22 protein-coding genes are annotated in these 25863 nt (G+C 59.3%); 9 read left to right on the top strand and 13 right to left on the bottom strand.

Annotated features, from left to right (window positions below; translation table 11 throughout):
* The first annotated feature begins 6 nt into the window (after nt 1–6).
* The 3 genes from K0P33_RS10050 to K0P33_RS10040 are packed head-to-tail and all read left to right on the top strand — an operon-like array spanning nt 7 to nt 3318.
* Nucleotides 7–1131: a glycosyltransferase gene (locus K0P33_RS10050; protein ID WP_242155076.1), complete on the top strand. Its 1125-nt coding sequence runs from the start codon at nt 7–9 to the stop codon at nt 1129–1131.
* The gene (locus K0P33_RS10045; RefSeq protein WP_242155073.1) at nt 1132–2541 is read left to right on the top strand and encodes a mannose-1-phosphate guanylyltransferase/mannose-6-phosphate isomerase; all 1410 of its coding nucleotides are present in this window, start codon (nt 1132–1134) and stop codon (nt 2539–2541) included.
* A gap of 9 nt (nt 2542–2550) precedes the next feature.
* A complete protein-coding gene (locus K0P33_RS10040) occupies nt 2551–3318 on the top strand; it encodes a glycosyltransferase family 2 protein (protein WP_242155071.1) in 768 nt (255 codons plus the stop codon).
* A 101-nt stretch (nt 3319–3419) separates the two neighbouring features.
* Here K0P33_RS10040 and K0P33_RS10035 read toward each other — a convergent pair whose 3' ends face one another.
* The 11 genes from K0P33_RS10035 to mtnA form a co-directional block, all read right to left on the bottom strand.
* Entirely contained in the window at nt 3420–3653 is a 234-nt protein-coding gene (locus K0P33_RS10035; RefSeq protein WP_242155070.1) for a LapA family protein, read from the bottom strand.
* A 24-nt stretch (nt 3654–3677) separates the two neighbouring features.
* The gene (ihfB, locus tag K0P33_RS10030) at nt 3678–3974 is read right to left on the bottom strand and encodes an integration host factor subunit beta (protein WP_003218804.1); all 297 of its coding nucleotides are present in this window, start codon (nt 3972–3974) and stop codon (nt 3678–3680) included.
* 131 nt (nt 3975–4105) lie between these two features.
* Entirely contained in the window at nt 4106–4387 is a 282-nt protein-coding gene (locus tag K0P33_RS10025; RefSeq protein WP_094952932.1) for a hypothetical protein, read from the bottom strand.
* Nucleotides 4388–4547: 160 nt separating this feature from the next.
* Nucleotides 4548–6242: a 30S ribosomal protein S1 gene (gene rpsA / locus K0P33_RS10020; protein WP_094952931.1), complete on the bottom strand. Its 1695-nt coding sequence runs from the start codon at nt 6240–6242 to the stop codon at nt 4548–4550.
* 119 nt (nt 6243–6361) lie between these two features.
* The gene (gene cmk, locus K0P33_RS10015; protein WP_242155068.1) at nt 6362–7051 is read right to left on the bottom strand and encodes a (d)CMP kinase; all 690 of its coding nucleotides are present in this window, start codon (nt 7049–7051) and stop codon (nt 6362–6364) included.
* Entirely contained in the window at nt 7048–9258 is a 2211-nt protein-coding gene (locus K0P33_RS10010) for a bifunctional prephenate dehydrogenase/3-phosphoshikimate 1-carboxyvinyltransferase (RefSeq protein ID WP_242155066.1), read from the bottom strand. The genes cmk and K0P33_RS10010 overlap by 4 nt, the downstream gene beginning before the upstream one ends.
* A 28-nt stretch (nt 9259–9286) precedes the next feature.
* The gene (gene hisC, locus K0P33_RS10005) at nt 9287–10399 is read right to left on the bottom strand and encodes a histidinol-phosphate transaminase (protein ID WP_242155064.1); all 1113 of its coding nucleotides are present in this window, start codon (nt 10397–10399) and stop codon (nt 9287–9289) included.
* A 9-nt stretch (nt 10400–10408) separates the two neighbouring features.
* Nucleotides 10409–11503 (bottom strand): prephenate dehydratase, encoded by a 1095-nt coding sequence (pheA, locus tag K0P33_RS10000; protein ID WP_094952927.1) that lies wholly within the window; start codon nt 11501–11503, stop codon nt 10409–10411.
* Nucleotides 11503–12588, bottom strand: a complete 1086-nt coding sequence (gene serC / locus K0P33_RS09995; RefSeq protein WP_094952926.1) for a 3-phosphoserine/phosphohydroxythreonine transaminase — start codon at nt 12586–12588, stop codon at nt 11503–11505. Before serC ends, pheA begins: the two co-directional genes overlap by 1 nt.
* A 244-nt stretch (nt 12589–12832) precedes the next feature.
* Entirely contained in the window at nt 12833–15490 is a 2658-nt protein-coding gene (gyrA, locus tag K0P33_RS09990; RefSeq protein WP_242155063.1) for a DNA gyrase subunit A, read from the bottom strand.
* Nucleotides 15491–15912: 422 nt separating this feature from the next.
* Complete coding sequence (mtnA, locus tag K0P33_RS09985) at nt 15913–16983, bottom strand: S-methyl-5-thioribose-1-phosphate isomerase (protein ID WP_094952924.1); 1071 nt, start codon at nt 16981–16983, stop codon at nt 15913–15915.
* A 109-nt stretch (nt 16984–17092) separates the two neighbouring features.
* On the opposite strand from mtnA, the gene K0P33_RS09980 reads away from it, so the two are divergent.
* From K0P33_RS09980 to K0P33_RS09965, 4 genes are all read left to right on the top strand, one after another.
* Nucleotides 17093–18424 carry a TRZ/ATZ family hydrolase gene (locus K0P33_RS09980; RefSeq protein WP_242155062.1) on the top strand — a complete coding sequence of 444 codons (1332 nt, stop codon included), beginning with the start codon at nt 17093–17095 and terminating at the stop codon, nt 18422–18424.
* A gap of 63 nt (nt 18425–18487) precedes the next feature.
* The gene (ubiG, locus tag K0P33_RS09975) at nt 18488–19186 is read left to right on the top strand and encodes a bifunctional 2-polyprenyl-6-hydroxyphenol methylase/3-demethylubiquinol 3-O-methyltransferase UbiG (RefSeq protein WP_064451482.1); all 699 of its coding nucleotides are present in this window, start codon (nt 18488–18490) and stop codon (nt 19184–19186) included.
* A gap of 4 nt (nt 19187–19190) precedes the next feature.
* Nucleotides 19191–19862 (top strand): N-acetylmuramic acid 6-phosphate phosphatase MupP, encoded by a 672-nt coding sequence (gene mupP / locus K0P33_RS09970; RefSeq protein ID WP_094952921.1) that lies wholly within the window; start codon nt 19191–19193, stop codon nt 19860–19862.
* Nucleotides 19863–20039: 177 nt separating this feature from the next.
* Nucleotides 20040–20780, top strand: coding sequence for a YciK family oxidoreductase (locus K0P33_RS09965; protein ID WP_094952920.1), 741 nt, complete (start codon nt 20040–20042; stop codon nt 20778–20780).
* Nucleotides 20781–20908: 128 nt separating this feature from the next.
* Here K0P33_RS09965 and K0P33_RS09960 read toward each other — a convergent pair whose 3' ends face one another.
* Nucleotides 20909–22411, bottom strand: a complete 1503-nt coding sequence (locus tag K0P33_RS09960) for a nucleobase:cation symporter-2 family protein (protein WP_094952934.1) — start codon at nt 22409–22411, stop codon at nt 20909–20911.
* 158 nt (nt 22412–22569) lie between these two features.
* Between K0P33_RS09960 and K0P33_RS09955 the strand changes: the two genes are divergently transcribed.
* On the top strand, nt 22570–23403 hold the full coding sequence (locus K0P33_RS09955; RefSeq protein ID WP_242155061.1) for a nucleoside-binding protein: 834 nt from the start codon (nt 22570–22572) through the stop codon (nt 23401–23403).
* Between the two features lie 128 nt (nt 23404–23531).
* Here the strand turns inward: K0P33_RS09955 and punC are convergent, their stop codons facing one another.
* The gene (gene punC / locus K0P33_RS09950; protein ID WP_242155060.1) at nt 23532–24716 is read right to left on the bottom strand and encodes a purine nucleoside transporter PunC; all 1185 of its coding nucleotides are present in this window, start codon (nt 24714–24716) and stop codon (nt 23532–23534) included.
* Between the two features lie 122 nt (nt 24717–24838).
* Between punC and punR the strand changes: the two genes are divergently transcribed.
* Complete coding sequence (gene punR / locus K0P33_RS09945; protein WP_242155059.1) at nt 24839–25753, top strand: DNA-binding transcriptional activator PunR; 915 nt, start codon at nt 24839–24841, stop codon at nt 25751–25753.
* Nucleotides 25754–25863: the final 110 nt, after the last annotated feature.

The following is a 25863-nucleotide window of genomic DNA, read 5'->3' as shown; positions in this document are numbered from 1 at the left end:
CATCCCATGAGCCAAGATTCTGTTCGCCTGCACCTGACCAACATCGCAGGCCTGGGCGCAGTGCAATTGCTCAAGTCATTGCTACCGGCCTTGGAGCGCAACAAGCGCGTGCGTATTGTTGAAGCCTATTTGCCCGACAGGGGAGATCTTGCGTCCTACCAAAGTGCGGACGGCTCGATAAAAGTAACGAGTTATCGGCGCTACCTTCCCAACGCCCTTTCGCGCCTGGTGGAATGCCTCTATCTCGGCCGGCGTTTCAGTGGGGAGCCCCCCCTGCTGGTGATGGGCGACCTGCCCATTCGCTGCGCAGCTCGGCAAACGGTGTTCGTACAGAACTCTCACCTTTTGCGGCCGGAAAGATTCTCCTGGAGCGTTGGCGGTCTCAAGCTGGCGCTGCTCAGGTGGGTGTTTCGCTCAAACCTGCGGTACGCACAAGCGTTTATTGTGCAAACAACGTTGATGCGTGACGCTTTGATTGAGTCATACCCCTCACTGCGCTCACGGGTGCATGTCGTGCCTCAACCGGTACCTGTATGGCTGCTGAACTCCGATCTTCGCCGCACAGGGCGTGTGGGAGCTGCCGCCGGACCTTTACATATGATTTATCCGGCTGCGGGGTATCCCCACAAAAATCACAAGCTGCTCGCCGCCGTCAATAATATCAATATGACACAATGGCCCGTAGCGAAGCTCGATCTCACCCTCGAGGAAAAAAACAATCCTGCTCCCAGCCTTACAGGGTTACGTTGCGTGGGCATGCTGTCTGCGCAGAAGATGCTGCAGGCCTATAGCCAAGTGGATGCGCTACTGTTTCTCTCAACCGATGAGAGCTATGGGTTTCCACTGGTGGAAGCGATGTTTGCAGGACTGCCGATCATCTGCCCGGATCTGCCTTACGCGCGAGTTTTGTGTGGTGACGGGGCGATATACTTTCGCGCAGATAACGCAGACTCGCTGAAAAATGCCGTAAACGAACTGCACGGAAGGCTCTCAGCCGGCTATTGGCCAGACTGGAGTGAGCAGTTGACAACGATCCCCAGGGACTGGGAGACCGTCGCGAAGACCATGCTGGACATCGCCGCTCAGCCTACCGCGGGCGCGACCAACGAATTGAATGCAAGGGAAGATTAAATGTTGATTCCGGTAATTATGGCCGGCGGCTCTGGCTCTCGCCTCTGGCCGCTTTCGCGTCAGCTCAACCCAAAGCAGTTCCTCTGCCTGGCTGACAGCGAGCTGTCCATGTTGCAGGCTACGATCAAGCGTCTGGACGGCCTTGATGTCGCCGTACCACGCTTGATTTGCAATGAAGAACATCGATTTCTGGCAGCCGAGCAACTTCGGCGCCTGGGACTGGAAGACGCCAATATCCTTCTGGAACCAGTGGGCCGAAATACCGCGCCGGCCGTGGCCCTGGCAGCTTTGCAGGCGTGCGCTGATGAGCAGGATCCCTTACTGCTGGTGCTGGCAGCCGATCATCTGATCCAAGACGCCGAAGCATTCCAAGACTGCATCCGGCAAGCGTTACCCCTGGCTCATGCCGGGAAGCTGGTCACGTTTGGAATTGTGGCGACTCAACCGGAGACCGGTTACGGTTATATCGAAAAAGGTGAGAGTGTCGACGCCGGTGGTTTTCGCGTGGCACGCTTTGTAGAAAAGCCGAATGAGGAAACCGCTCGCACTTACCTGTCCAGCGGGAACTACCTCTGGAACAGCGGCATGTTCATGTTTCGAGCCAGTCGTTACTTGGAAGAGCTGGAAAAATTTCGTCCAGACATCCTCGCCGCTTGCCGCAGTGCTATCGCCCTAGGCACGCAGGATATGCACTTTACCCGTGTCGGCAAAGAGGCTTTTGCAAACTGCCCGGCCGAGTCGATCGACTACGCCGTGATGGAGCAAACCGCTGATGCAGTGGTAGTACCGCTGGATGCGGGCTGGAGCGATATCGGCTCGTGGGCGGCACTGTGGGAGGTCGGTAGCAAGGATGCGCAAGGCAACGTTTGTCACGGCGACGTACTGATCGAGCAGACAAATAATACGTTCGTACACTCGCATAGTCGCTTGGTCAGCACTGTAGGCGTCAACGACCTAGTGATAGTTGAAACCAAAGACGCCGTTCTGGTGGCCCATAAAAGCCAAGTGCAGAACGTGAAGAAAATCGTTGATCGACTCAAAAGTGAAGGCCGTTGTGAGTCACTGGATCATCGCGAAGTCTATCGTCCGTGGGGTATGTATGACTCGATTGATAACGGCAGTCGGTATCAGGTCAAACGCATCACCGTTAATCCTGGCGCACGACTCTCGTTGCAAATGCACCACCACCGAGCCGAGCACTGGATCGTTGTGAGTGGCACTGCGAAAGTCACCAACGGTGACAAAACCTACCTGGTGACTGAAAACCAATCCACGTACATTCCCATTGGCCAAGTCCACACTCTGGAGAATCCTGGCGTTATTCCACTGGAACTGATTGAAGTGCAATCCGGCTCCTATCTCGGCGAAGACGATATCGTACGCTTTGAAGACCTGTACGGTCGCACATAAGAGGTTGTCTTGAAGGTATCAATTATTACGGTCTGCTATAACAGCGCCGGTACGATTCGAGACACGATAGAGTCCGTTTTTTTACAAGACCACAACAACATAGAATACATTCTGGTGGACGGGGGCTCTAAAGATGGCACTCAGGCGATTATCGAGTCTTATGGTGATCGCATCAGCCGCTTTGTCAGCGAGCCGGACAAAGGGCTCTATGACGCGATGAATAAGGGTGTAGCCCTGGCCACAGGTGATGTCATTGGGATTCTGAACTCCGATGACTTTTATGAAAGCGCCACCAGCGTTTCTGCTGTGGTGGAAGCCTTCGAGCGCCGCCCGGAAAGTGATGCAGTGTTCGGCGACGTTGTGTTTGTGGACGATCCCGACCTGCAAACAGTGACACGCTTTTACCGCGGCAATCGGTTCGCCCCCTGGAAAATGCGTTTTGGATGGATGCCGCCTCATCCGGCGACATACATTCGCAAGTCGGCTTACCATAAAGTCGGCTCATACTCTTTGAAGTACAAGATTTCCGCGGACTTTGAGTTCTTTGTCAGGCTTTTCATGGTGCACCGCCTCAAGTACTCGTACCTCGATAAGGTATTGGTACGCATGCGATCGGGAGGCGCGAGCACGGCAGGATTTAAGAGCAGCCTGAGACTGAACATGGAGATTGTGGACGCTTGCCGCACAAACGGCATCTGCACCAACCTACCCATGCTTTTACTCAAGTTACCGTTCAAACTTTATGAGTTGCGTAAGCGCCCTAAAGATAACGCCTGATCATCGGGCTGGCCTGTCAGCAGCGCGCGCCGTGTGTGCGCCTGCTGGCTAGTCGACAGCAGTCTACCGCTAAGGGCGGGGCTGAGAGGGACTCAACCTAACTAGACAGACTGCTTACGGCGCACCTTACACCCTACCAGCACCCCAAGAACCGGACCTATCAACATCCCGGCAATCAATGCCAGCGTAACAAACACCGCTACCGGCCATTGCCCTGTAGTCCACCCCAGGAAGGACAATGCCACTCCCTGCTGGTTTTCAAGCACAAACGCCAACACCGCCAAAACAGCGAGAAGAGCGACTAACACCAGCAAAACGCGCTTGATCCCACGCATAACTTACTCCTACCCCAAAACCACTCAGACGCCTTCTTCCTCGTCTTCGTTCACTCGATCCCGCAACTCCTTGCCCGGCTTGAAGTGCGGCACAAACTTGCCGTCGAGGCTGACGGACTGCCCGGTTTTCGGGTTACGGCCCACACGCGGTGCGCGGTAGTGCAAGGAAAAGCTACCAAAGCCCCGGATCTCGATTCGATCCCCAGTGGCCAAGCATTGGGACATTTGCTCAAGCATGGTCTTGATAGCCAGCTCTACATCCTTGGATGAAAGCAGCCCTTGATGGGTGACAATTCGTTCGATTAACTCCGACTTCGTCATATTTTTCCCTTCTTTTTCAAGCAGCTAGGAAAAGCGCTTCAGAGGTTTTAGCATGACTTGGTGAATTTGAACAGCCCACACCCTAACTTATCTGCAGGTTCGTTTTACGCCCATAAAAAGTGCCAGCGCCCTCATTTGCAGATCACCAGCATCGTGCGGGTCACCGCGCCAGCCGGGTTCCAGCCAAACAGATAGTCACCCTCTTCATCCTTGGCGTCGCTGGAACGAGCTACAACCTTGTAGCCCTGCATCTTGCACTCGCGGGCAGCACGCTTCTCACACTTCTCCCAATTGGAGCCAAGCCCTGAACAGTCAATCTCGATGCCGCTGACGCCGTGCCTGGCGTGAGTCTTGGCACTGGTGGAGCAGCCAGCAAGCAGCATCATTGAGAAAACGACAATAAACCTGTTCATTCAAATCCTTATTGAAGCAACAACACGAAATAGCGCGTATGAAAACTATAGTCAGTTCTGACACCCCGCTGTAAGACTTGGTTCGAGGTTGTTGATTCAACAAATTTCAGGCACAAAAAAGGGCGACCGAAGTCGCCCTTTTTCTATGGTCTGACAGAACTTAGTTCTGTTTTTCCATCTGTGCACGCAGCAGGTCGCCCAGAGTGGTAGGACCAGCAGAAGGCTCAGACGAAGCTGGCTTATCGCGCAGGCTTTGAATGGCTTCTTTCTCTTCGATCTCGTCTTTCGACTTGATGGAGAGCTGGATTACGCGGCTCTTACGGTCAACGCTGATGATCTTGGCTTCTACTTCCTGGCCTTCTTTCAGAACGTTACGCGCGTCTTCAACGCGGTCACGGCTGATTTCGGAGGCTTTCAGAGTCGCTTCGATATCGTCGGCCAGAGTGATGATGGCGCCTTTGGCGTCAACTTCTTTCACGATGCCTTTAACGATTGCGCCTTTGTCGTTCTCTTGAACGTACTCGGAGAACGGATCGCTTTCCAGCTGCTTGATACCCAGGGAGATGCGCTCGCGCTCTGGGTCAACCGACAGGATAACGGTGTCCAGCTCGTCGCCCTTCTTGAAACGACGAACAGCTTCTTCGCCAACTTCGTTCCAGGAGATGTCGGACAGGTGAACCAGGCCGTCGATGCCGCCATCCAGACCAATGAAGATACCGAAATCGGTGATCGACTTGATGGTACCGGAGATTTTATCGCCCTTGTTGAACTGGCCAGAGAAATCTTCCCATGGGTTAGATTTGCACTGCTTGATGCCCAGGGAGATACGACGACGCTCTTCGTCGATGTCCAGAACCATAACTTCCACTTCGTCGCCGACTTGTACGACTTTCGAAGGGTGGATGTTTTTGTTGGTCCAGTCCATTTCGGAAACGTGTACCAGGCCTTCCACGCCTTCTTCCAGCTCTGCGAAGCAGCCGTAGTCGGTCAGGTTGGTAACACGCGCGGTTACGCGAGTGCTTTCTGGGTAACGAGCTTTGATAGCAACCCATGGATCTTCGCCCAGCTGCTTCAAGCCCAGGGAAACGCGGTTACGCTCACGATCGTACTTCAGAACCTTGACATCGATCTCGTCGCCAACGTTGACGATTTCGGAAGGATGCTTGATACGCTTCCAAGCCATGTCGGTAATGTGCAGCAGGCCATCGACGCCACCCAGATCGACGAATGCGCCGTAATCGGTGAGGTTCTTGACGATACCTTTGACTTGTTGGCCTTCCTGCAGGGATTCCAGCAGAGCTTCACGCTCGGCGGAGTTCTCTGCTTCCAGCACGCTGCGACGGGAAACGACAACGTTGTTGCGCTTCTGGTCGAGCTTGATGACCTTGAATTCGAGTTCTTTGCCTTCCAAGTGCGTGGTGTCGCGCACTGGACGAACGTCGACCAAAGAACCTGGCAGGAACGCACGGATGCCGTTAACGTCGACAGTGAAGCCGCCTTTAACCTTACCGTTGATAACGCCCTTGACCACTTCTTCAGCTGCGAAGGCTGCTTCGAGAACAATCCAGCATTCAGCGCGCTTGGCTTTTTCACGGGACAGCTTGGTTTCACCGAAACCGTCTTCAACCGAGTCCAGAGCAACGTGAACTTCGTCACCGACATTGATAGTCAGGTCGCCAGCATCGTTGTAGAACTGTTCCAGCGGGATCAGAGCTTCAGACTTCAGACCAGCGTGAACGGTTACCCAGCGAGCTTGGTAATCGATATCAACGATAACACCGGTGATGATGGAGCCAGCCTGAAGGTTCAGGGTTTTTAGGCTTTCTTCAAAGAGTTCCGCAAAGCTTTCGCTCATTTTAATTCCTGTTGATAAGGGCGAAGAATACGCCCATCTCCACACCCCAGACGGTGTGGGTTAGTTTCAATTAGAAGAAGCACCGCAGGACTATGACTGGTCCCCTGCAGCCTTCTTGGTCACCCGGCGATATCGCGAATGGCGATTTCACTCAAGATGCGTTCCAGCACCTGCTCGATGGACAACTCCGTGGAATCCAGCTGTATGGCGTCAGCCGCCGGCTTAAGCGGGGCTACCGCACGCTGGGTATCACGCTCATCGCGTGCACGGATCTCATCTAGCAGACTCGACAGACTAACACCATCGACTTTTCCCTTCAACTGCAAGTAACGGCGGCGAGCCCGTTCCTCGGCGCTGGCGGTCAGGAAAATCTTCAGCGGCGCTTCCGGAAACACCACGGTGCCCATGTCACGACCATCGGCGACAAGGCCCGGCGGCTCCTGAAAAGCCCGCTGACGCTGCAGCAATGCGTCACGCACGGCCGGCAGCGCGGCAACCTGCGAAGCCCAGGAACCGACTTGTTCGTTGCGCAGGTCATCGGTGACGTCATCGCCTTCAAGGATGATGCGCTGCGGATGACCTTCCGTCGCGCCGACGAACTGCACATCCAGGTGCGCCGCCAGCAGCTTCAGGGATTCTTCGTTGGTCAGGTCGACGCCATGGTTGCGTGCGGCAAACGCCAGCACGCGGTACAGCGCGCCGGAATCGAGCAGGCACCAGCCCAGGCGCTTGGCCAGAATGCCGGCGATGGTGCCTTTGCCCGAGCCGCTTGGCCCGTCGATGGTAATCACCGGTGCTTTGATATTCACAATTGAGCCTCTTGGGCAACACGGATGCCGACGTGGGCACACAGTGTAAGAAAATTCGGAAAAGATGTAGCTACATTGGCGCAGTCACGAATACGAATCGGCGCAGTAGCCCGTAAGGACGCCACGCTGAAGGCCATGGCAATCCGGTGGTCGCCATGGGCATGCACGTCGCCCCCGCCTATCAGGCCCCCGTCAATGATAATCCCATCAGGTGTCGGTTCACACTTCACGCCCAATGCCAACAGACCGTCGGCCATGACCTGAATACGGTCGGACTCTTTCACGCGCAACTCTGCAGCGCCGCGCAATACAGTGCGGCCCTCAGCGCAGGCCGCCGCGACGAACAACACCGGGAACTCATCAATAGCCAGCGACACCAACGCGTCAGGAATCTCGATGCCCTTCAGCGCAGCAGCACGCACGCGCAGGTCCGCAACCGGTTCACCGCCGACCTCACGCAGGTTTTCCAGGGTGATATCCGCGCCCATCAGCCGCAGGATATCGATCACCCCGGTACGTGTCGGGTTGACCCCCACATGCTCCAGCAACAACTCGGAGCCTTCGGCAATCGACGCCGCCACCAAGAAGAATGCAGAAGAAGAAATATCCCCCGGCACCTCAATATGCGTGGCGGTCAATGCATGGCCCGACTCGATCGACGCCGTAGCGCCCTGCACCTGCACCGGGTACCCGAAGCCGCGCAGCATTCGCTCGGTATGATCACGGGTCGGGGCCGGCTCAGTCACCGAGGTTTTACCCTCGGCGTACAAACCTGCCAGCAACAGGCAGGATTTGACCTGCGCACTGGCCATCGGCAGCGTATAGGTCAGCCCCTTCAATGCCTGGCCACCGCGAATGGTCAACGGCGGGTGCCCTTGCGGCCCGGTCTCGATCACGGCTCCCATTTCCCGCAGCGGCGTGACCACGCGGCTCATTGGGCGCTTGGACAGTGAAGCATCACCGGTCAAGACACTGTCGAAGCTCTGCGCCGCCAGCAACCCGGACAGCAGGCGCATGGACGTCCCGGAGTTACCCAGGTAAATCGGCCCCGGCGCTGGTTTCAAGCCATGCAAGCCAACGCCATGAATGGTCACGCGCCCATGGTGCGGCCCTTCAATCACCACGCCCATGTCACGAAACGCCTGCAAGGTTGCCAGGGCATCTTCACCTTCAAGAAAACCTTCAACCTCGGTCACGCCATCGGCCAATGAACCAAGCATGATCGAGCGATGGGAGATCGACTTGTCGCCCGGCATCCGAATCTGCCCGCTCAAGCGGCCACCCGGGTTGGCGAGAAAGGTCAGCTCATCGGCGTTCACGGCAGTTTCCATGTAGGCCCGGCGAGCCAGGATCTTGCTGAAATGCTCACGCGCCACCCTTGCACGGGTGAAAACGCCCAGTAATTGATGGCCGTCCCCGGCATCCACCGCGTCGCGCAAGGCGTCGAGGTCACTGCGGAAGGTGTCCAGGGTGCGCAATACCGCCTCGCGATTGGCAAGGAAGATGTCGTGCCACATCACCGGGTCGCTGCCGGCAATGCGCGTGAAATCGCGGAAGCCACCGGCGGCGTAGCGGAAAATGTCGAGGTTTTCGTTACGCTTGGCCAAAGAATCAACTAGACCAAACGCCAGCAGATGCGGCAAATGACTGGTCGCCGCCAGCACTTCGTCGTGGCGCTCGACCTGCATATGCTCGACATCCGCGCCCAGCTCGCGCCACAGCCGATCAACCACAGCCAACGCCGCCGGATCGGTTTGCTCAAGTGGCGTCAGGATCACCTTATGGCGGCGGAACAGCTGCGCATTGGACGCCTCCACCCCACTCTGCTCGGAACCGGCAATCGGGTGGCCCGGCACAAAACGCACCGGCATGCCGCCAAACGCGAGTTGTGCCGCGCGCACCACATTACCTTTGGCACTGCCGACGTCCGTCAGGATCGCCTGGCCCAAGTCCATCTCGGCCAGCAAAGCCAGCAGCTTCTCCATGGCCAGAATCGGCACAGCGAGCTGGATCACATCCGCGCCCTGGCATGCGAGCGCCAGGTCAGCTTCACAGCGATCCACCACGCCCAACTCAACCGCCAACTTGCGCGATTGTGGGTCCAGGTCCACACCGACCACTTCGCCGCACAACCCGCTTTCACGCAGGCCTTTGGCAAAGGAGCCGCCGATCAACCCCAGACCGACCACCACCAAGCGACCGATCATAGGCACAGCAGGTTGCAATGCAGTGACATCAACCACGAGCCAGAACCTTGGCCAACGCCTCCAGGAAGCGGCTGTTTTCCGCCGGCAAACCGATGGTGATACGCAGGTGGTTCGGCATGCCGTAGTTGGCCACCGGGCGCACAATCACGCCTTCGCGCAGCAGGCCCTGAAAGACCGGCGCAGCCGGTTGACCAAGGTCGACGCAAATGAAGTTGCCCTTGGACGGAATCCAGCCCAAGCCCAACTCACGGAAGCCTTCCTGCAGTTGCAGCATGCCGCTTTCGTTGATGCGACGGCCTTCTTCCAGGTATTCGGCATCCTTCACCGCCGCACAGGCCGCCGCCAGGGCGAGGCTGTTGACGTTGAACGGTTGGCGCACGCGGTTCAGCACATCGGCCACCACCGCCGTGGACAGGCCGTAACCCACCCGCAGCGAGGCCAGGCCATAGGCCTTGGAGAACGTACGCGACACCAGCAGGTTCGGGTAAGCCGCGAGGAAATCCAGGCCGTCCGGCAGGTCGCTGCCTTCGGCGTACTCGATGTAGGCCTCGTCCAGCACTACCAGCACGTGCTCCGGTACGTCTTGCAGAAAGTCGTTCAACGCCTGCGCATCGAACCAGGTGCCGGTCGGGTTGTTAGGGTTGGCGATAAACACCACACGGGTCTGGGCGTCGATGGCCGCCAGCATGGCCGGCAGGTCATGCCCCCAATCCTTGGCCGGAATAACGCGCGCGTCAGCACCCACCGCCTGAGTGACAATCGGATAGACGGCAAACGCGTGCTCGCTGAACACCGCATTCAAGCCAGGCGCGAGGTAGGCGCGGCCGACCAACTCAAGAATGTCGTTGGAACCGTTACCCAAGGTCACTTGGTTCAGCTCGACCCGGCAGTTTTCCGCCAGCAGGGACTTGAGGGCAAAACCGTTACCGTCCGGATAGCGGGTCAGCTCAGCCAGCGCTTCACGAATCGCCGCCAACACCTTGGGGCTTGGGCCCAGCGGGTTTTCGTTGCTGGCCAGCTTTACGATCTTCGACGGGTCCAGGTTCAACTCACGCGCCAGCTCGTCCACAGGCTTGCCTGGAACGTAAGGCGACAGTTGTTGCACGCCCGGCTGAGCCAGGGCGAGGAAGTTGCCACTCATGTTAAAGCCTCACAAAACCGCTTTCGGGTAAGAGCCCAGCACCTTGAGTGCTACGGCTTCCTGACTGATTTTCTCCAGCACACCTTTAACCAGTGGGTCGCGGTGATGGCCGATGAAGTCGATAAAGAACACATAAGTCCATTTACCGCTGCGCGAAGGGCGCGTCTCGATTCGCGTCAGGTCAATCCCGTTGTCGTGGAACGGCACCAGCAGCTCATGCAGCGCGCCGGGCTTGTTGCTCATGGAGACGATGATCGAAGTCTTGTCGTCGCCGGTCGGCGGCACTTCCTGACTGCCGATCATCAAGAAGCGCGTGGAGTTGTCCGGGCGGTCCTCGATTTTCTCGGCCAGACGCGTCAGGCCGTACAGGCCAGCGGCCATATCGCCGGCAATCGCCGCCGAATTCCACTCACCCTTGACCCGCTTGGCCGCTTCGGCGTTGCTGGACACCGCCACGCGCTCGACATTCGGGTAATGGGCGTCCAGCCACTTGCGGCACTGGGCCAGGGACTGAGCGTGGGAGTAGATACGGCTGATGCTGTCGGTCTTGGTGTTCTCGCCCACCAGCAAGTGGTGGTGGATACGCAGCTCAACTTCACCGCAGATCACCATGTCGTGCTCAAGGAAGCTGTCCAGCGTGTGGTTGACCGCGCCTTCAGTGGAGTTCTCCACCGGCACCACGCCAAAGTTCACCGCACCAGCGGCCACTTCACGAAACACTTCGTCGATCGCCGCCATCGGCTTGCTGATCACGGCGTGGCCGAAGTGCTTCATGGCTGCTGCTTGGGTGAAGGTGCCCTCAGGGCCGAGGTAAGCCACTTTCAGCGGCTGCTCCAGTGCCAGGCACGAAGACATGATTTCACGGAACAACCGCGCCATCTCTTCGTTGCCCAGCGGGCCCTGGTTGCGCTCCATGACGCGCTTGAGCACCTGGGCTTCGCGCTCAGGCCGGTAGAATACCGGCACTTCGCCTTCCGCCAGAGACGCCATCTTCACTCGTGCAACTTCCTGGGCGCACCGCGCGCGCTCACTGATCAGCTCCAGGACTTTCTCGTCCAGGCTGTCAATGCGTACGCGCAGAGCTTTGAGTTCTTGCTCAGACATTAGCCGTGTTCCTTTTCGAACTCTGCCATGTAGGCCACCAGCGCCTTGATGGCGTTGATGTCGACAGCGTTGTAGATGGAGGCGCGCATGCCACCTACCGAACGGTGGCCCTTGAGGTTCAGCAGGCCACGTGCGTCGGCACCGGCCAGGAATGGCTTGTCCAGACGATCATCAGCCAGACGGAACGGCACGTTCATCCACGAGCGGTCGGTCAGGTTGATCGGGTTGCTGTACAGGCCGCTGGCGTCGATGAAGTCGTACAGGGTGCGCTTCTTCTCTTCGTTGAGCTTGCCCATGGCGGCGACACCGCCCTGCTCTTTGAGCCACTCGAACACCAGGCCCGACAGGTACCAGGCGAACGCCGGCGGGGTGTTGTACATCGAGCCATTATCGGCCGCGACCTTGTAGTTGAGCATGGTCGGGCACACCGATCGCGCGCGACCCAGCAGGTCTTCACGAACGATGTTGACCAGGATACCGCTGGGGCCGATGTTCTTCTGCGCGCCGGCGTAGATCATGCCGTACTGGGACACATCAATCGGGCGCGAGAGGATGTCCGAGGACATGTCGCACACCAGCGGCACATCACCCACTTGCGGCACCCAGTCGAATTCCAGGCCGCCGATGGTTTCGTTGGCTACGTAGTGAACGTAGGCAGCATCCTTCGACAGCTTCCATTCGTTCTGACCGGGAATGGCGAAGTAGTCGTAAGGCTTGGCGGTGCCGGCTACATTGACGTGACCATAGCGCGAGGCCTCTTCAATCGCCTTCTGCCCCCAGATACCGGTGTCGATATAGTCGGCGGTGCCGTCTTCCGGCAGCAGGTTCAGCGGGATCTGGGCGAACTGCTGGCTCGCGCCGCCCTGCAGGAACAGCACTTTGTAGTTGGAGGGGATGCCCAGCAAGTCGCGCAGATCCTGCTCGGCCTTGGTGGCGATGGACACGAACTCATCGCTGCGATGGCTCATTTCCATCACAGAGAGGCCTTTTCCATGCCAGTCGAGGAGTTCACCCTGCGCGCGCTGCAGGACTGCTTCAGGAAGCGCCGCGGGACCGGCACAGAAGTTATAGGCTCTCTTGCTCACATCCAATCTCACTCTGATCTGGTTGGGGCTGCAATCATGTTCGGCAACAACCTTTATCTGAAGCAAACCCATGCGGGAGTTGGCTTGCCTGCGATACAGGCACCTCGGTAGTTCAACGGGTACCGCGGTGATGCTATCGCAGGCAAGCCAGCTCCCACAGGGAACGGCTCCAGACAAAAGCCAAGTATTTCAAAGGGGACAAACAACAAGGGGGCGAATCTTCATCCGCCCCCTGTGTGTCCGCTTATTCCTGCGGTTCTTCGTCGTCTGCGGCAGCATCGAGGGTTGGCTCGTCGACGTGGTCATCGCCGGTTGCGATCACCTCGCCGTCAAACACTTCACCTTCTTCCAGCTCTTCGCCTTCGACTTCGGACGGTTCCTGCACACGCTCCAGGCCGACCAGTTTTTCGTCCTTGGCCAGCTTGATCAGCGTCACGCCTTGGGTGTTGCGACCCAGGCTCGACACTTCAGCCACACGGGTACGTACCAGGGTGCCCTGGTCGGAAATCAGCATGATTTCCTCGCCATCGAGCACCTGGACCGCGCCGACCAGACGGCCGTTGCGATCGTTGCTGACCATAGCGATAACGCCCTGGCCGCCACGCTTGTACTCCGGGAACTCGCTGATGGCAGTACGTTTGCCATAACCGCGCTCGGAAGCGGTGAGGATCTGGCTGCCTTCTTCCGGGATCAGCATCGAAATCAGCTTCTGCCCTTCCGGCAGACGCATGCCGCGCACACCGCGAGCGGTACGGCCCATGGCACGCACGTCGGATTCCTTGAAGCGAGTCACTTTGCCGCCGTCGGAGAACAGCATGACTTCACGCTCGCCATCGGTGATGGCAGCGGAGATCAGTACGTCGCCTTCATCCAGCTCCAGGGCGATCAGGCCCACGCTGCGCTGACGGCTGAAGGATTCCAGCGGAGTCTTCTTCACGGTGCCTTTGGCGGTCGCCATGAAGATGAAGTGACCCTCGGTGTATTCGTCAACCGGCAACATGGTGGTGATGTATTCATCACTGTCCAGCGGCAGCAGGTTAACCAGCGGGCGACCACGGGCGGCGCGCGAGGCTTCCGGGATTTCGTAGGTTTTCAGCCAGTACACTTTGCCTTTGCTGGAGAACAGCAACAGCGTGGTGTGGCTGTTGGCGACGAGCAGGTGAGCGATGTAGTCCTCATCCTTCACGCCAGTAGCCGACTTACCTTTACCGCCACGACGCTGAGCCTGGTACGCAGCCAACGGCTGGGTCTTGGCGTAGCCACCGTGGGAGATGGTCACCACACGCTCTTCTTCCGGGATCATGTCACCCAGGGTCAGGTCGAGACGGGCATCGAGGATTTCGGTGCGGCGCACGTCGCCGTACTCGGCACGGATCACTTCCAGTTCTTCGCGGATCACTTCCATCAGGCGCACAGCGCTGCTGAGGATGCGGATCAACTCGCCGATCTGGTTGAGGATCTCCTGGTACTCGGCCAGCAGCTTCTCGTGCTCCAGACCGGTCAGGCGGTGCAGACGCAGTTCCAGGATGGCCTGGGCCTGTTCCGGCGACAGGAAGTACTTGCCGTCGCGCAGACCGTATTGCGGGTCCAGGGTCTCCGGGCGGCACGAATCGGCACCGGCACGTTCAACCATCGCCACGACGGCGCTGGATTCCCACGGCATCTTGATCAGCGCTTCTTTAGCTTCCGACGGCGTCGGCGAAGCCTTGATCAGCGCGATAACCGGGTCGATGTTCGACAGCGCAACCGCCTGGCCTTCCAGGATGTGGCCGCGCTCGCGCGCTTTGCGCAGTTCGAACACGGTACGGCGGGTGACCACTTCGCGACGGTGACGCACGAAGGCTTCCAGCAGATCCTTGAGGTTCAGGATGCGCGGGCGGCCGTCGATCAGGGCAACCACGTTGATACCAAACACGCTTTGCAGCTGGGTCTGGGCGTAGAGGTTGTTGAGGATCACCTCAGGCACTTCGCCACGACGCAGCTCGATCACCACGCGCATACCGTCTTTGTCGGACTCGTCGCGCAGCTCGGTGATGCCTTCCAGCTTCTTCTCTTTAACCAGCTCGGCGATCTTCTCGATCAGACGCGCCTTGTTCAACTGGTATGGGAGTTCGGTGATGACGATCTGCTGGCGGCCACCGACCTTGTCGATGTCTTCGATCATCGAGCGGGCGCGCATGTAAATGCGGCCGCGACCGGTGCGATAGGCTTCGATGATGCCGGCGCGACCGTTGATGATCGCGGCGGTCGGGAAGTCCGGACCGGGGATGTATTGCATCAGCTCATCGATGGTCAGCTCAGGGTTGTCGATGAGCGCCAGGCAACCGTCGATGACTTCACCGAGGTTGTGCGGCGGGATGTTGGTGGCCATGCCCACGGCGATACCGCTGGAGCCGTTGACCAGCAGGTTGGGAATACGGGTTGGCATGACCGCCGGGATCATTTCGGTGCCGTCGTAGTTCGGCACCCAGTCCACGGTTTCTTTATGCAGGTCGGCCAGCAGCTCGTGCGCCAGCTTGGTCATGCGCACTTCGGTGTATCGCATGGCCGCGGCGTTGTCGCCGTCGACCGAACCGAAGTTACCCTGGCCGTCTACCAGCAGGTAGCGCAGGGAAAACGGCTGGGCCATCCGAACGATGGTGTCGTACACCGCAGTGTCGCCGTGAGGGTGATACTTACCGATCACGTCACCGACAACACGGGCAGATTTCTTGTACGGCTTGTTCCAGTCGTTACCCAGCTCGCTCATCGCGAACAGCACACGCCGGTGCACGGGCTTCAAGCCATCGCGCGCATCAGGCAGTGCCCGCCCGACAATTACGCTCATCGCGTAGTCGAGGTAGGACTGTTTCAGCTCGTCTTCGATATTGACCGGGAGGATTTCTTTGGCCAGTTCGCCCATGAGAAGCCTGATTCCTTTTTCGGGTGAAACCTCGTCACATCCTATGGGACGAACGAAGCTCGCCGCTGCCGGCAGAGTGCCTGACAACGACTTACGACAAATCAACGAGTTATGACACGGATCTGCACGTTATAGGCGGCCCCTTGAGGCAGCCCTGGAAACCGCCGGATGTTATCACAATCGCCGCCACGCACCTATCCCCCTGATGCGCATGGAGCATAGTAAGTTGACGGATGACAGGCTTGAAGGCGACGAGAGAGGCTCAGAGATAGGGTGGTGCTATTTTTCCGGGGCAGATGCGAGGGGTTTATTGACTTTTAAGGCCAATCGCGGGCAAGCCCGCTCCCACATGTTGATTTGTGAACACAGTGAGTGTGGGAGCTGGCTGGCCTGCGATGACGGTTCCACAGACAGCAAAGCCCTCAATGCAGGCGCTTACGGCACATCAACTTGGCCAGCTTGGCCGTATCCGGACGCTCAACAACGCCCTTTTCCGTGACGATCACATCAATCAGGTCGGCTGGCGTCACGTCAAATACCGGATTAAAAGCAGCCACCTCCAAGCGCTGCCCCATGACATCCAACAATTCACCGGGATCACGCTCTTCCAGCGCGACGTCATCGCCCGTTGCCATCATCAAATCCAGCGTCGAACTCGGCGCCACCACCATAAAACGCACGCCGTGGTGCATGGCGCACACGGCCAACTGGTAAGTGCCGATCTTGCTCACCACATCACCATTGGCGGCAATGCAGTCGGCACCGACAACCACCCAGGTCACCCCTTTGGTCTTGAGGATATGCGCGCCGGCCGAGTCAGTATTCACCGTGACCGGGATGCCCTCGCCCGCCAGCTCCCACGCCGTCAGCCGCGAACCTTGCAGCCAAGGCCGCGTTTCGTTGACGTAGACACGCTCGACCAAGCCTTCCAGGAAGGCCGCACGAATCACCCCGAGGGCCGTGCCGACACCGCCGGTCGCCAGTGCGCCAGTATTGCCATGGGTCAGGATCGCCTGGGGGTTGCCCTGGTGCTTGCGAATCCGCTCAAGACCCAGTTGGGCCATGACCACATTGGCTTCCCGGTCGCTTTCATGGATCCCAATGGCTTCGGCTTCCAGCGCCGCCAGCGGGTCGGCGTGCTTGCTGACGCGGTCCAGGCGATCACGCATGCGCTTCAAAGCCCAGAACAGGTTCGACGCCGTCGGACGGGTATCGGCCAATAGCGCGTAGCCTTCTTCCCACGCAGCCTGCCAGTCACCGCCTTCAGCCATGGATTCACGGGCGGCGAGCACCAGGCCATAGGCGGCGCTGATACCAATGGCCGAGGCGCCGCGCACTACCATCGTGCGTATGGCATCGGCTACTTCAGCCACAGTAGTGCAGGCAACCCAGGATTCCTGAGACGGCAAGGCACGCTGATCGAGCAGGTGCAGCGCGCCATCACGCCATTGGATGGCCTTCACTTTCTCTGCCGCTAACAGTCGGTCGCGCATCCCTTACCCCGCACTCATGAACAAAAGCCGCCGATTATAGCGATCCGCCAGCCTGGACGCTCGGGTATACTTCGCCCTTCTTTTATAGCTGCCCGGGAAGAAGCCTGCGATGACCTCCACTGCCGCCCCGCTCGACGTGTTGCTGCTGCCCACCTGGCTGGTACCTGTCGAACCTGCCGGCGTGGTGTTCAAGGAATACGGCCTGGGCATTCGCGATGGGCGCATCGCCTTTATCGGGCCACGGGCCGCCGCGCTGAAGCTTTCGGCCACCGAAGTGCGCGAGCTGCCGGGCATGCTGCTCAGCCCCGGTCTGATCAATGCCCACGGCCATGCGGCGATGAGCCTGTTCCGCGGGCTGGCCGATGATTTGCCGCTGATGACCTGGCTGGAAAAGCACATCTGGCCCGCCGAGGCCAAGTGGGTCGATGAAGCCTTCGTGCGCGACGGCACCGACCTGGCTATCGCCGAGCAGCTCAAGGGCGGCATCACGTGCTTTTCCGACATGTATTTCTACCCCAAGGTCGCCAGCGACTGCGTACACAACAGCGGCATGCGCGCGCAGATCGCGATTCCGATCCTCGACTTCCCGATTCCCGGCGCCAGCACGGCCGATGAGGCGATTCGCCAGGGTGTCGAGCTGTTCGGCGACCTCAAGCACCACCCACGTATCAAGATCACCTTCGGCCCGCACGCGCCCTACACCGTGTGCGATGAGAACCTGGAGAAGATCCGCATCATCGCCGAGGAGCTGGACGCGGCCATCCACATGCACGTGCATGAAACCGCTTTTGAAGTGCAGCAAGCCGTCGAGCAGACCGGTGAACGCCCCTTGGCGCGCTTGGGCCGCCTCGGCTTGCTCGGCCCGCGCTTCCAGGCCGTTCATATGACCCAAATCAGCGAGGACGACCTGGCTTTGCTGGTAGAAAGCAACACCAGCATCATCCATTGCCCGGAATCGAACCTGAAACTGGCCAGCGGCTTTTGCCCGGTGGAGCGTCTGTGGCAGGCTGGCGTCAATGTGGCGATCGGCACCGACGGCGCCGCCAGCAACAATGACCTGGACCTGTTGGGCGAAACCCGTACCGCCGCGATGCTGGCCAAGGCCGTCGCCGGCTCGGCCACCGCCCTGGATGCCCACCGTGCCCTGCGTATGGCCACGCTCAACGGCGCACGGGCCATGGGCCTGGAAAGCGAGATAGGCTCGCTGGAGGTCGGCAAGGCCGCCGATATCGTGGCCTTTGATCTTTCAGGGCTGGCGCAACAACCGATCTACGATCCGGTCTCACAGCTTATATATGCCACCGGACGCGATTGTGTGAAACACCTTTGGGTCGCCGGCAAGCAGTTGCTCGACGACCGGCAATTGACCCGCATGGATGAACAACAGTTGACCGCCACGGCCATTGCCTGGGGCCAGCGCATCAGCGGGCACAGCGAATAACGCAGGGTTTGAACCTACGCTTGAACATCTGCAAACCGATTTATCAGATTTAGAGGATTCACCATGAGCAACGTCGACCACGCCGAAATCGCCAAATTCGAAGCCCTGGCCCACCGCTGGTGGGACCGTGAAAGCGAGTTCAAACCGCTGCACGACATCAACCCGCTGCGGGTCAACTGGATTGACGAACGCGTCAACCTCGCGGGCAAAAAAGTACTCGACGTTGGTTGCGGCGGCGGCATCCTCAGCGAAGCGATGGCCCAGCGTGGCGCCACGGTAATGGGTATCGACATGGGCGAAGCCCCGCTGGCCGTGGCCCAGTTGCACCAGCTGGAGTCCGGTGTGAGCGTGGAATACCGCCAGATCACCGCCGAAGCCCTGGCCGAAGAAATGCCTGAGCAGTTCGACGTGATCACCTGCCTTGAGATGCTCGAGCACGTACCGGACCCGTCCTCAGTGATCCGCGCCTGCTTCCGCATGGTCAAGCCGGGCGGCCAGGTGTTCTTCTCCACCATCAACCGCAACCCCAAGGCCTACCTGTTCGCGATCATCGGCGCCGAATACATCATGAAGCTGCTGCCGCGTGGCACCCACGACTTCAAGAAATTCATCCGCCCTTCCGAACTGGGCGCCTGGAGCCGTCAGGCCGGGCTGACCGTCAAAGACATCATCGGCCTGACCTACAACCCGCTGACCAAGCACTACAAGCTGGCCAGCGACGTTGACGTCAACTACATGATCCAGACCCTGCGCGAGGAGTAAGCCTGTGAAGTTGCGAGCGGTTCTCTTCGATATGGACGGTACCTTGCTGGACACCGCGCCGGACTTCATCGCGATCTGCCAGGCGATGCGCGCCGATCGCGGCCTGGCGCCGATCAACGACCAGCACATCCGCGATGAAATCTCCGGTGGTGCGCGGGCGATGGTTGCCGTGACCTTCTCGATGGACCCGGAATCCCCAGGCTTTGAAGAACTGCGCCTGGAATTCCTGGAGCGCTACCTCAAGGGCTGCGCGGTCCACAGCAAACTGTTCGACGGCATGGCCGAGCTGCTGGAAGACATCGAAAAATCCAAGCTGGTGTGGGGCGTGGTCACCAACAAGCCGCTGCGCTTTGCCGAGCCGATCATGCAGCAGCTGGGCCTGGCCGAGCGTTCGGCGCTGTTGATCTGCCCGGACCACGTGAAGAACAGCAAGCCGGACCCTGAGCCGTTGATCCTGGCGTGCAAGATGCTCGACCTGGACCCGGCCAGCGTGCTGTTCGTGGGCGATGACCTGCGCGACATCGAATCCGGCCGCGACGCCGGCACCCGCACCGCAGCAGTCACGTTCGGCTACATCCACCCGGACGACAACCCACGCAACTGGGGCGCCGATGTGGTGGTGGATCACCCGCTGGAACTGCGCAAGGTGCTGGATAACGCACTGTGCAGTTGCTGAGTGTTCGCAGATCTCACCAACACTGAGATCAATGTGGGAGCTGGCTTGCCTGCGATGGCGGAGCACCTGTCGCCACAGGTGCTGGCTGGCAGACCGCTATCGCAGGCAAGCCAGCTCCCACCTGAAATGGATTCCACTTCAAGAGCTGTATCAGCTTGAATTCTGTCGAGGCTATTTATGTTTGATTACTGCGCACGTCCAGAACTGCTCAAAGGCCGCGTGATCCTGGTGACCGGTGCCGGTCGCGGGATTGGCGCGGCGGCGGCGAAAACCTATGCCGCCCATGGCGCCACCGTGCTGTTGCTGGGTAAGACCGAAGCCAACCTGGCCCAGGTGTACGACGAGATCGAAGCGGCCGGCCAGCCGCAACCGGTGGTGATTCCGTTCAACCTGGAGACCGCCCTGCCCCATCAATACGATGAGCTGGCCGCGATGATCGAAAAAGAATTCGGCCGCCTCGACGGCCTGCTGCACAACGCCTCGATCATCGGCCCACGCACGCCGATCGAGCAGTTGTCCGGTGAGAATTTCATGCGGGTGATGCACGTCAACGTCAACGCGATGTTCATGCTGACCAGCACCTTGCTGCCGCTGCTCAAGCTGTCCCAGGATGCGTCGGTGGTGTTCACCTCCAGCAGCGTCGGGCGCAAAGGCCGGGCGTACTGGGGCGCTTATGGCGTGTCGAAATTCGCCACTGAAGGCTTGATGCAAACCCTGGCCGATGAGCTTGAGGATGTGGCGGCCGTGCGCTCCAACAGCATCAACCCGGGCGGTACACGCACCAGCATGCGTGCCCAGGCCTACCCAGGCGAGAACCCGATGGAAAGGCCTGCGCCGGAAGAGATCATGCCGGTGTACCTGTACCTGATGGGGCCGGACAGTACCGGCATTAATGGGCAGGCTTTTGATGCGCAGTAATAACTGAAACAACACCACCCAAAATGTGGAACTGGGTTTATGTAGGAACTGGCTTGCCTGCGATGCAGGCACCTCGGTGCATCAGGCATAGCCAGTTGATGCCATCGCAGGCAAGCCAGCTCCCACAGTTAGACTTCGGTGGTTTCAGGCTTTACAGCCTTCCTAGGCGCATCCACCAGCACCGGAATCTCCTTCCCGTCAGCATCAAACAACTTACCGCCGCTGAAGTAATCCCCCTCGCGCAACGCCGCCACGTCGTGGAAGCACAAACTGCGCTCAGTCCCCGCCACGAACACCGACTGCTGGTCCGAGTTACCGGCGGTGAAGTGGTTGAAGCCCAGGTTCAGCAGGATCGCCATGATCGCCGACGAACTGATGCCCGAATGAAAAATGGTCGCAAACCAAGTGGGGAAGTGGTCGTAGAAATTCGGCGCGGCGATGGGGATCATGCCGAAACCGATGCTCGTTGCAACAATGATCAGGTTCATGTTGTTGCGGTAATCCACCTTCGACAGCGTGCGAATACCACTGGCCGCCACGGTGCCGAACAGCACAATCCCGGCGCCGCCGAGTACCGACGTTGGTACGGCCGCAATCACCCGGCCCATAAAGGGCAACAGGCCGAGCACCACCAGGAACATCCCGCCGGTGGCTACCACAAAGCGACTCTTCACGCCGGTCACCGCCACCAAACCGACGTTCTGGGCGAACGCGCTTTGGGTGAATGAACCGAAAATCGGCGCGAACATGCTCGACAGCATGTCGGCGCGCAGGCCGTTACCCAGGCGTTTGGAGTCGACTTTGGTGTCGATAATCTCGCCCACCGCCAGGATGTCCGCCGAGGTTTCCACCAAGGTCACCATCACCACGATGCACATGGAAATGATCGCGGCCACATGGAAGGTCGGCATGCCGAAATGGAAAGGCGTGGGAAAGCCAAACATGGGCCCTTGGGCGACGCCGGAGAAATCCGCCATGCCGAGGAACACCGCGATCACGGTGCCAATCACCATCGCCAGCAGGATCGACAACCGCGAAATAGTGGCGCTGCCGATCTTGCTCAGCAGCAGCACCAGTACCAAGGTCAGCGCCGCCAGGCCGATGTTCGGCATGCTGCCGAAATCCGCTGCGCGGCTATTGCCGCCCATGGCCCAGCGCGCCGCCACGGGCATTAAGGTCAGGCCGATGGTGGTGATCACAATACCGGTGACCAGCGGCGGGAAAAACTTGGTAATCCGAGAGAACACCGGCGTGATCAACAGGCCGATCAACGACGCGGCCATCACCGCCCCAAGAATCGCCGGCACCCCGCCGGCGCCATCACTGCCGACAATCGCCACCATGGTTGCCACACCGGCAAACGACACGCCCTGCACCAACGGCAATTGGCAGCCAAAAAACGGCAGGCCCAGGGTTTGCAGCAGCGTGGCCAGACCACCGGCAAACAGCGACGCGGCGATCAACAGGCCGATATCCGCCGGCGACAACCCGGCCGCCTGGCCGACGATCAACGGCACGGCAACGATGCCGCCGTACATGGTGAGCACATGCTGCAGGCCGTAAGCCATGTTGGCGGCGACGCCAAGATTCTCATCTTCTGGCCGCTGCGGTGACGCCTTCGGGATAGTCATGGTGAGGGGTTCTCTGTTTTTGTTGTGCGAGCACTGTATGCAATGTTTGGACTGGATGTCCATAGAGTTGTATACAATCAATCGAACAAGATACCCTCCATCGGCGTTACAAAAACAATCCGGCCGTCATGAGCCAGAACGCCAAAGGACCTAGAACAATGAAAAAGGCATTACAGGGCGCAACCGTTGCACTCACCCTCCTCGGCGGCGGGGAGGCTGTCGCAGTGGAATGGATGAACAACAGCGTGGGATTTCGCTACGGCCAGCACTTCACCAACCCGAACAACCCCGACGACTTCAGCAAGCGCATCTACAGCTTTACCCACGCCAGCGGCTACCAATACGGCAGCAACTTTCTGAACCTCGATGTGTTTCTGTCCGACAGCCGCGACCCGCGCAAGGGCACCGACCATGGCGGCAGTGAGGTTTACGCGGTGTACCGGCACCAGCTGTACGCGTCACGGGTATTCGATGTGCCGCTCGGCACCGGGCTGATCAAGGATTACGCCCTGACCCTGGGCTTTGACGCCAACCGCAACAACAACCTCGCCTCAGCCAAAAAGCGCGCACTGGTGATCGGCCCGACATTGAAGTTCAACACCGTCGGCGTGCTGGATTTGAGCCTGATGTACTACAAGGAAAGGAACCACACCGGCATCCCCGGCGCGCAAGAGTCGAACCACACGTTTGACGACACCTACATGCTCAACCTGACGTGGATGCGCCCGTTCAACATCGCCAACCACGCGGCGAAATTCCAGGGGTTTGTCAATTATGTCGGGGAAAAAGGCGAGGACTACCATGGCCGTGACACCGCGCCGGAAACGCTGATGCGCAGCGCGCTGATGGTGGCGGTGCGGCCGGGTAAAAGCGTGAAGCCGAACCTGTATCTGGGGGTGGGTTATGAGTACTGGCATAACAAGTTCGGCGTGGACGGTGGCCGGGGTACCCGGACGTCAACGCCTACGCTGAATATGGAAGTGACCTTCTAAAAGTCGCCACTCAATCAGCTGAAGAACTGGGTCAACTGTGGGAGCTGGCTTGCCTGCGATGCAGGCACCTCGGTTTATCAGCCACACCGCGGCGATGCGATCGCAGGCAAGCCAGCTCCCACATCAGATCAGGCGTTTGCGAGCTCCGAATTGTCCGTCTTCGGCCGCGCCAACCAGTAACCCAGCACCGCCAACGGCGCCGTCGCCAGCATCACGATCACGGTAATCAGCAGCGGCTGATCAATCATCGACGACACCAGCAGGCTGCTGAGAAAGCACAGCCCCAGTTGCAAGGTGTTTTGCAGTGCCGCCGCCTTGCCGGAATTTTCCGCAAAGGGCATCAGCGCATTCGCCACCACAATGGGGTAGCTCGCACCGTTGACCAGTGCCATCAGGCAGAACGGGATCAGCAAAGTGGTCAAGGTCGGCACCGTCAACGTGGCGACCAGGTACAACGCCACCATGCTGATGCAATAAGCCACCAGCAACCAAGGCAACAGGGTTTTGCCCTGGTAATGCTGCAAGGCGCTACGGCAGCTGTAGCCACCGACCAAAAAGGCCAAGGTCGGCAGCACATAGCTCAAGCCAATGTCATTCGGGCTGTAGCCCATATCGCCGAGGATGAAGGGCGAAGCCGTCAGCCAGGCGAAGAAACTGGCCGAACAGGCGGCGAAGATCATCACGTTGCCGGTGAACACGCGGGAGGTCAGCAACTGCCCATAACCGAGGCGCGAAGGTTCGCCCTCCTCTGCCCGACGTTTCGGCATCTTGCGCAGGAACAACGTCGGCAGCAGCAACAGCAGCGACACGCCCAGCAACACCGCGAAGATCGCCTGCCAGCCGAAGTGATTCAACACCATGGCGCCCAGCAACGGCGCCAGGGCCGGTGAAAGCGACATCAGCGGCATGATGCTGGCGAACACACGGTGCGCCTTGTCGGCCGGGTAGCGGTCGATCACCAGCGCCTGCCAACTCACCGCTGCGGAACACACACCAATCGCCTGGATAAAACGCAACGCCAACAATTGCGGCGCCGTTTCGACCCAGAACATGCCCGCGCACCCCAGCACAAACAGGCTCAGGCCCGTCAGCAGGATCGGCTTGCGCCCCAGGCGGTCGGACAACGGCCCCCACAACAGCTGCCCCACCGCAAACCCGGCGAGGAAAATACTCAAGCTGGCGCCCACGGCACCTGGGCTTATGTGTAATTGCTCGCCCATGGCGCCGAACGCCGGCAAGTACATGTCCATGGCAAGATAACCGAGCATGCTCAGCCCCGCCAGATACCAAGTGAAACCAAAAGAATTTTTCATTGAAGCCTTGCTGAACCTGCCATCAAACTATTTGCTGACTGGCGCCCATTATGAAGCTGACAGTTTGTGTGTGAAGCGATAATAATTGGACACTCTTATCAATTTTTTTGAAGGCAGCCGCCATGTGGTCCGAATACTCGCTGGATGTCGTCGATGCCGTGGCACGCCATGGCAGCTTCAGCGCCGCCGCTCAGGAGCTGCACCGCGTGCCTTCCGCCATCAGCTACACGGTGCGCCAGCTTGAGGAATGGCTAGCGGTGCCGCTGTTTGTGCGCCGCCATCGCGACGTGGAGCTAACCCCCGCCGGGCGCCTGTTTATCGACGAAGCCCGTGGCGTGATGAAAAAAATGCTCGGCACCCGGCGTTTGTGCCAGCAGGTGGCGAATGGCTGGAGCGGCCAATTGAAGGTGGCCGTGGACTCCATCGTCAAGCCCCAGCGTTGCCGGCAACTGGTGCTGGACTTCTACCGGCGCTTTCCCGAGGTGGAATTGCTGCTGGAATACGAGGTGTACAACGGCGTGTGGGACGCCCTCGCCGACGACCGTACCGATATCGTCATCGGCGCCACCAGTGCGGTGCCGGTGGCCAGCCACTTCACGTTTCGCGACATGGGCCTGCTGAACTGGCTGTGTGTGGTCAGCGCCCAGCATCCATTGGCGGCGATGGACGGCTTGCTCAGTGACGATCAACTGCGCCCGTTCGCGTCGCTGTGCATGACCGACACTTCACGCAACCTGCCCAAGCGCGACACCTGGACCCTGGATAACCAACGCCGGCTGGTGGTGCCCAACTGGTCCTCGGCGATTGATTGCTTGCGCGATGGCCTGTGCGTCGGCATGGCGCCGGCGCATCAAGTGTTGCCGTGGATCGAACGCGGCGAGCTGGTGGCGCTGCAATTGAGCCGACCGTTCCCAGCCAGCCCGTCGTGCGTGGCGTGGGCGCAGAGCAAGCTGTCGCCGGCAATGAGTTGGTTGCTGGAGTACCTGGGCGACACCGAAACCATGAATCAAGAATGGCTGAATGGCCCAGATCTCTGAACGTCACGCCGTTCAAATGTGAGCTTGTGTGGGAGCTGGCTTGCCTGCGATGCAGGCGCCGCGGTCTTAATGTCAGACCGAGGTGATGCTATCGCAGGCAAGCCAGCGCC

It is taken from the genome of Pseudomonas sp. ArH3a (assembly GCF_022648765.1).
In the GTDB taxonomy this organism is placed as follows: domain Bacteria; phylum Pseudomonadota; class Gammaproteobacteria; order Pseudomonadales; family Pseudomonadaceae; genus Aquipseudomonas.
The sequence above is the reverse complement of the archived record's forward strand: the minus strand, read 5'-3'. Positions and strand labels throughout refer to the sequence as shown.

What these genes read in the sequence shown, in the direction of transcription:
- K0P33_RS10050 (WP_242155076.1), top strand. Translation starts at nt 7, where the DNA reads ATGAGCCAAGATTCTGTTCGCCTGCACCTGACCAACATCGCAGGCCTG.
- K0P33_RS10045 (WP_242155073.1), top strand. Translation starts at nt 1,132, where the DNA reads ATGTTGATTCCGGTAATTATGGCCGGCGGCTCTGGCTCTCGCCTCTGG.
- K0P33_RS10035 (WP_242155070.1), bottom strand. Translation starts at nt 3,653, where the DNA reads ATGCGTGGGATCAAGCGCGTTTTGCTGGTGTTAGTCGCTCTTCTCGCT.
- ihfB (WP_003218804.1), bottom strand. Translation starts at nt 3,974, where the DNA reads ATGACGAAGTCGGAGTTAATCGAACGAATTGTCACCCATCAAGGGCTG.
- K0P33_RS10025 (WP_094952932.1), bottom strand. Translation starts at nt 4,387, where the DNA reads ATGAACAGGTTTATTGTCGTTTTCTCAATGATGCTGCTTGCTGGCTGC.
- rpsA (WP_094952931.1), bottom strand. Translation starts at nt 6,242, where the DNA reads ATGAGCGAAAGCTTTGCGGAACTCTTTGAAGAAAGCCTAAAAACCCTG.
- K0P33_RS10010 (WP_242155066.1), bottom strand. Translation starts at nt 9,258, where the DNA reads ATGATCGGTCGCTTGGTGGTGGTCGGTCTGGGGTTGATCGGCGGCTCC.
- hisC (WP_242155064.1), bottom strand. Translation starts at nt 10,399, where the DNA reads ATGAGTGGCAACTTCCTCGCCCTGGCTCAGCCGGGCGTGCAACAACTG.
- pheA (WP_094952927.1), bottom strand. Translation starts at nt 11,503, where the DNA reads ATGTCTGAGCAAGAACTCAAAGCTCTGCGCGTACGCATTGACAGCCTG.
- gyrA (WP_242155063.1), bottom strand. Translation starts at nt 15,490, where the DNA reads ATGGGCGAACTGGCCAAAGAAATCCTCCCGGTCAATATCGAAGACGAG.
- mtnA (WP_094952924.1), bottom strand. Translation starts at nt 16,983, where the DNA reads ATGCGCGACCGACTGTTAGCGGCAGAGAAAGTGAAGGCCATCCAATGG.
- K0P33_RS09980 (WP_242155062.1), top strand. Translation starts at nt 17,093, where the DNA reads ATGACCTCCACTGCCGCCCCGCTCGACGTGTTGCTGCTGCCCACCTGG.
- ubiG (WP_064451482.1), top strand. Translation starts at nt 18,488, where the DNA reads ATGAGCAACGTCGACCACGCCGAAATCGCCAAATTCGAAGCCCTGGCC.
- K0P33_RS09965 (WP_094952920.1), top strand. Translation starts at nt 20,040, where the DNA reads ATGTTTGATTACTGCGCACGTCCAGAACTGCTCAAAGGCCGCGTGATC.
- K0P33_RS09960 (WP_094952934.1), bottom strand. Translation starts at nt 22,411, where the DNA reads ATGACTATCCCGAAGGCGTCACCGCAGCGGCCAGAAGATGAGAATCTT.
- K0P33_RS09955 (WP_242155061.1), top strand. Translation starts at nt 22,570, where the DNA reads ATGAAAAAGGCATTACAGGGCGCAACCGTTGCACTCACCCTCCTCGGC.
- punC (WP_242155060.1), bottom strand. Translation starts at nt 24,716, where the DNA reads ATGAAAAATTCTTTTGGTTTCACTTGGTATCTGGCGGGGCTGAGCATG.
- punR (WP_242155059.1), top strand. Translation starts at nt 24,839, where the DNA reads ATGTGGTCCGAATACTCGCTGGATGTCGTCGATGCCGTGGCACGCCAT.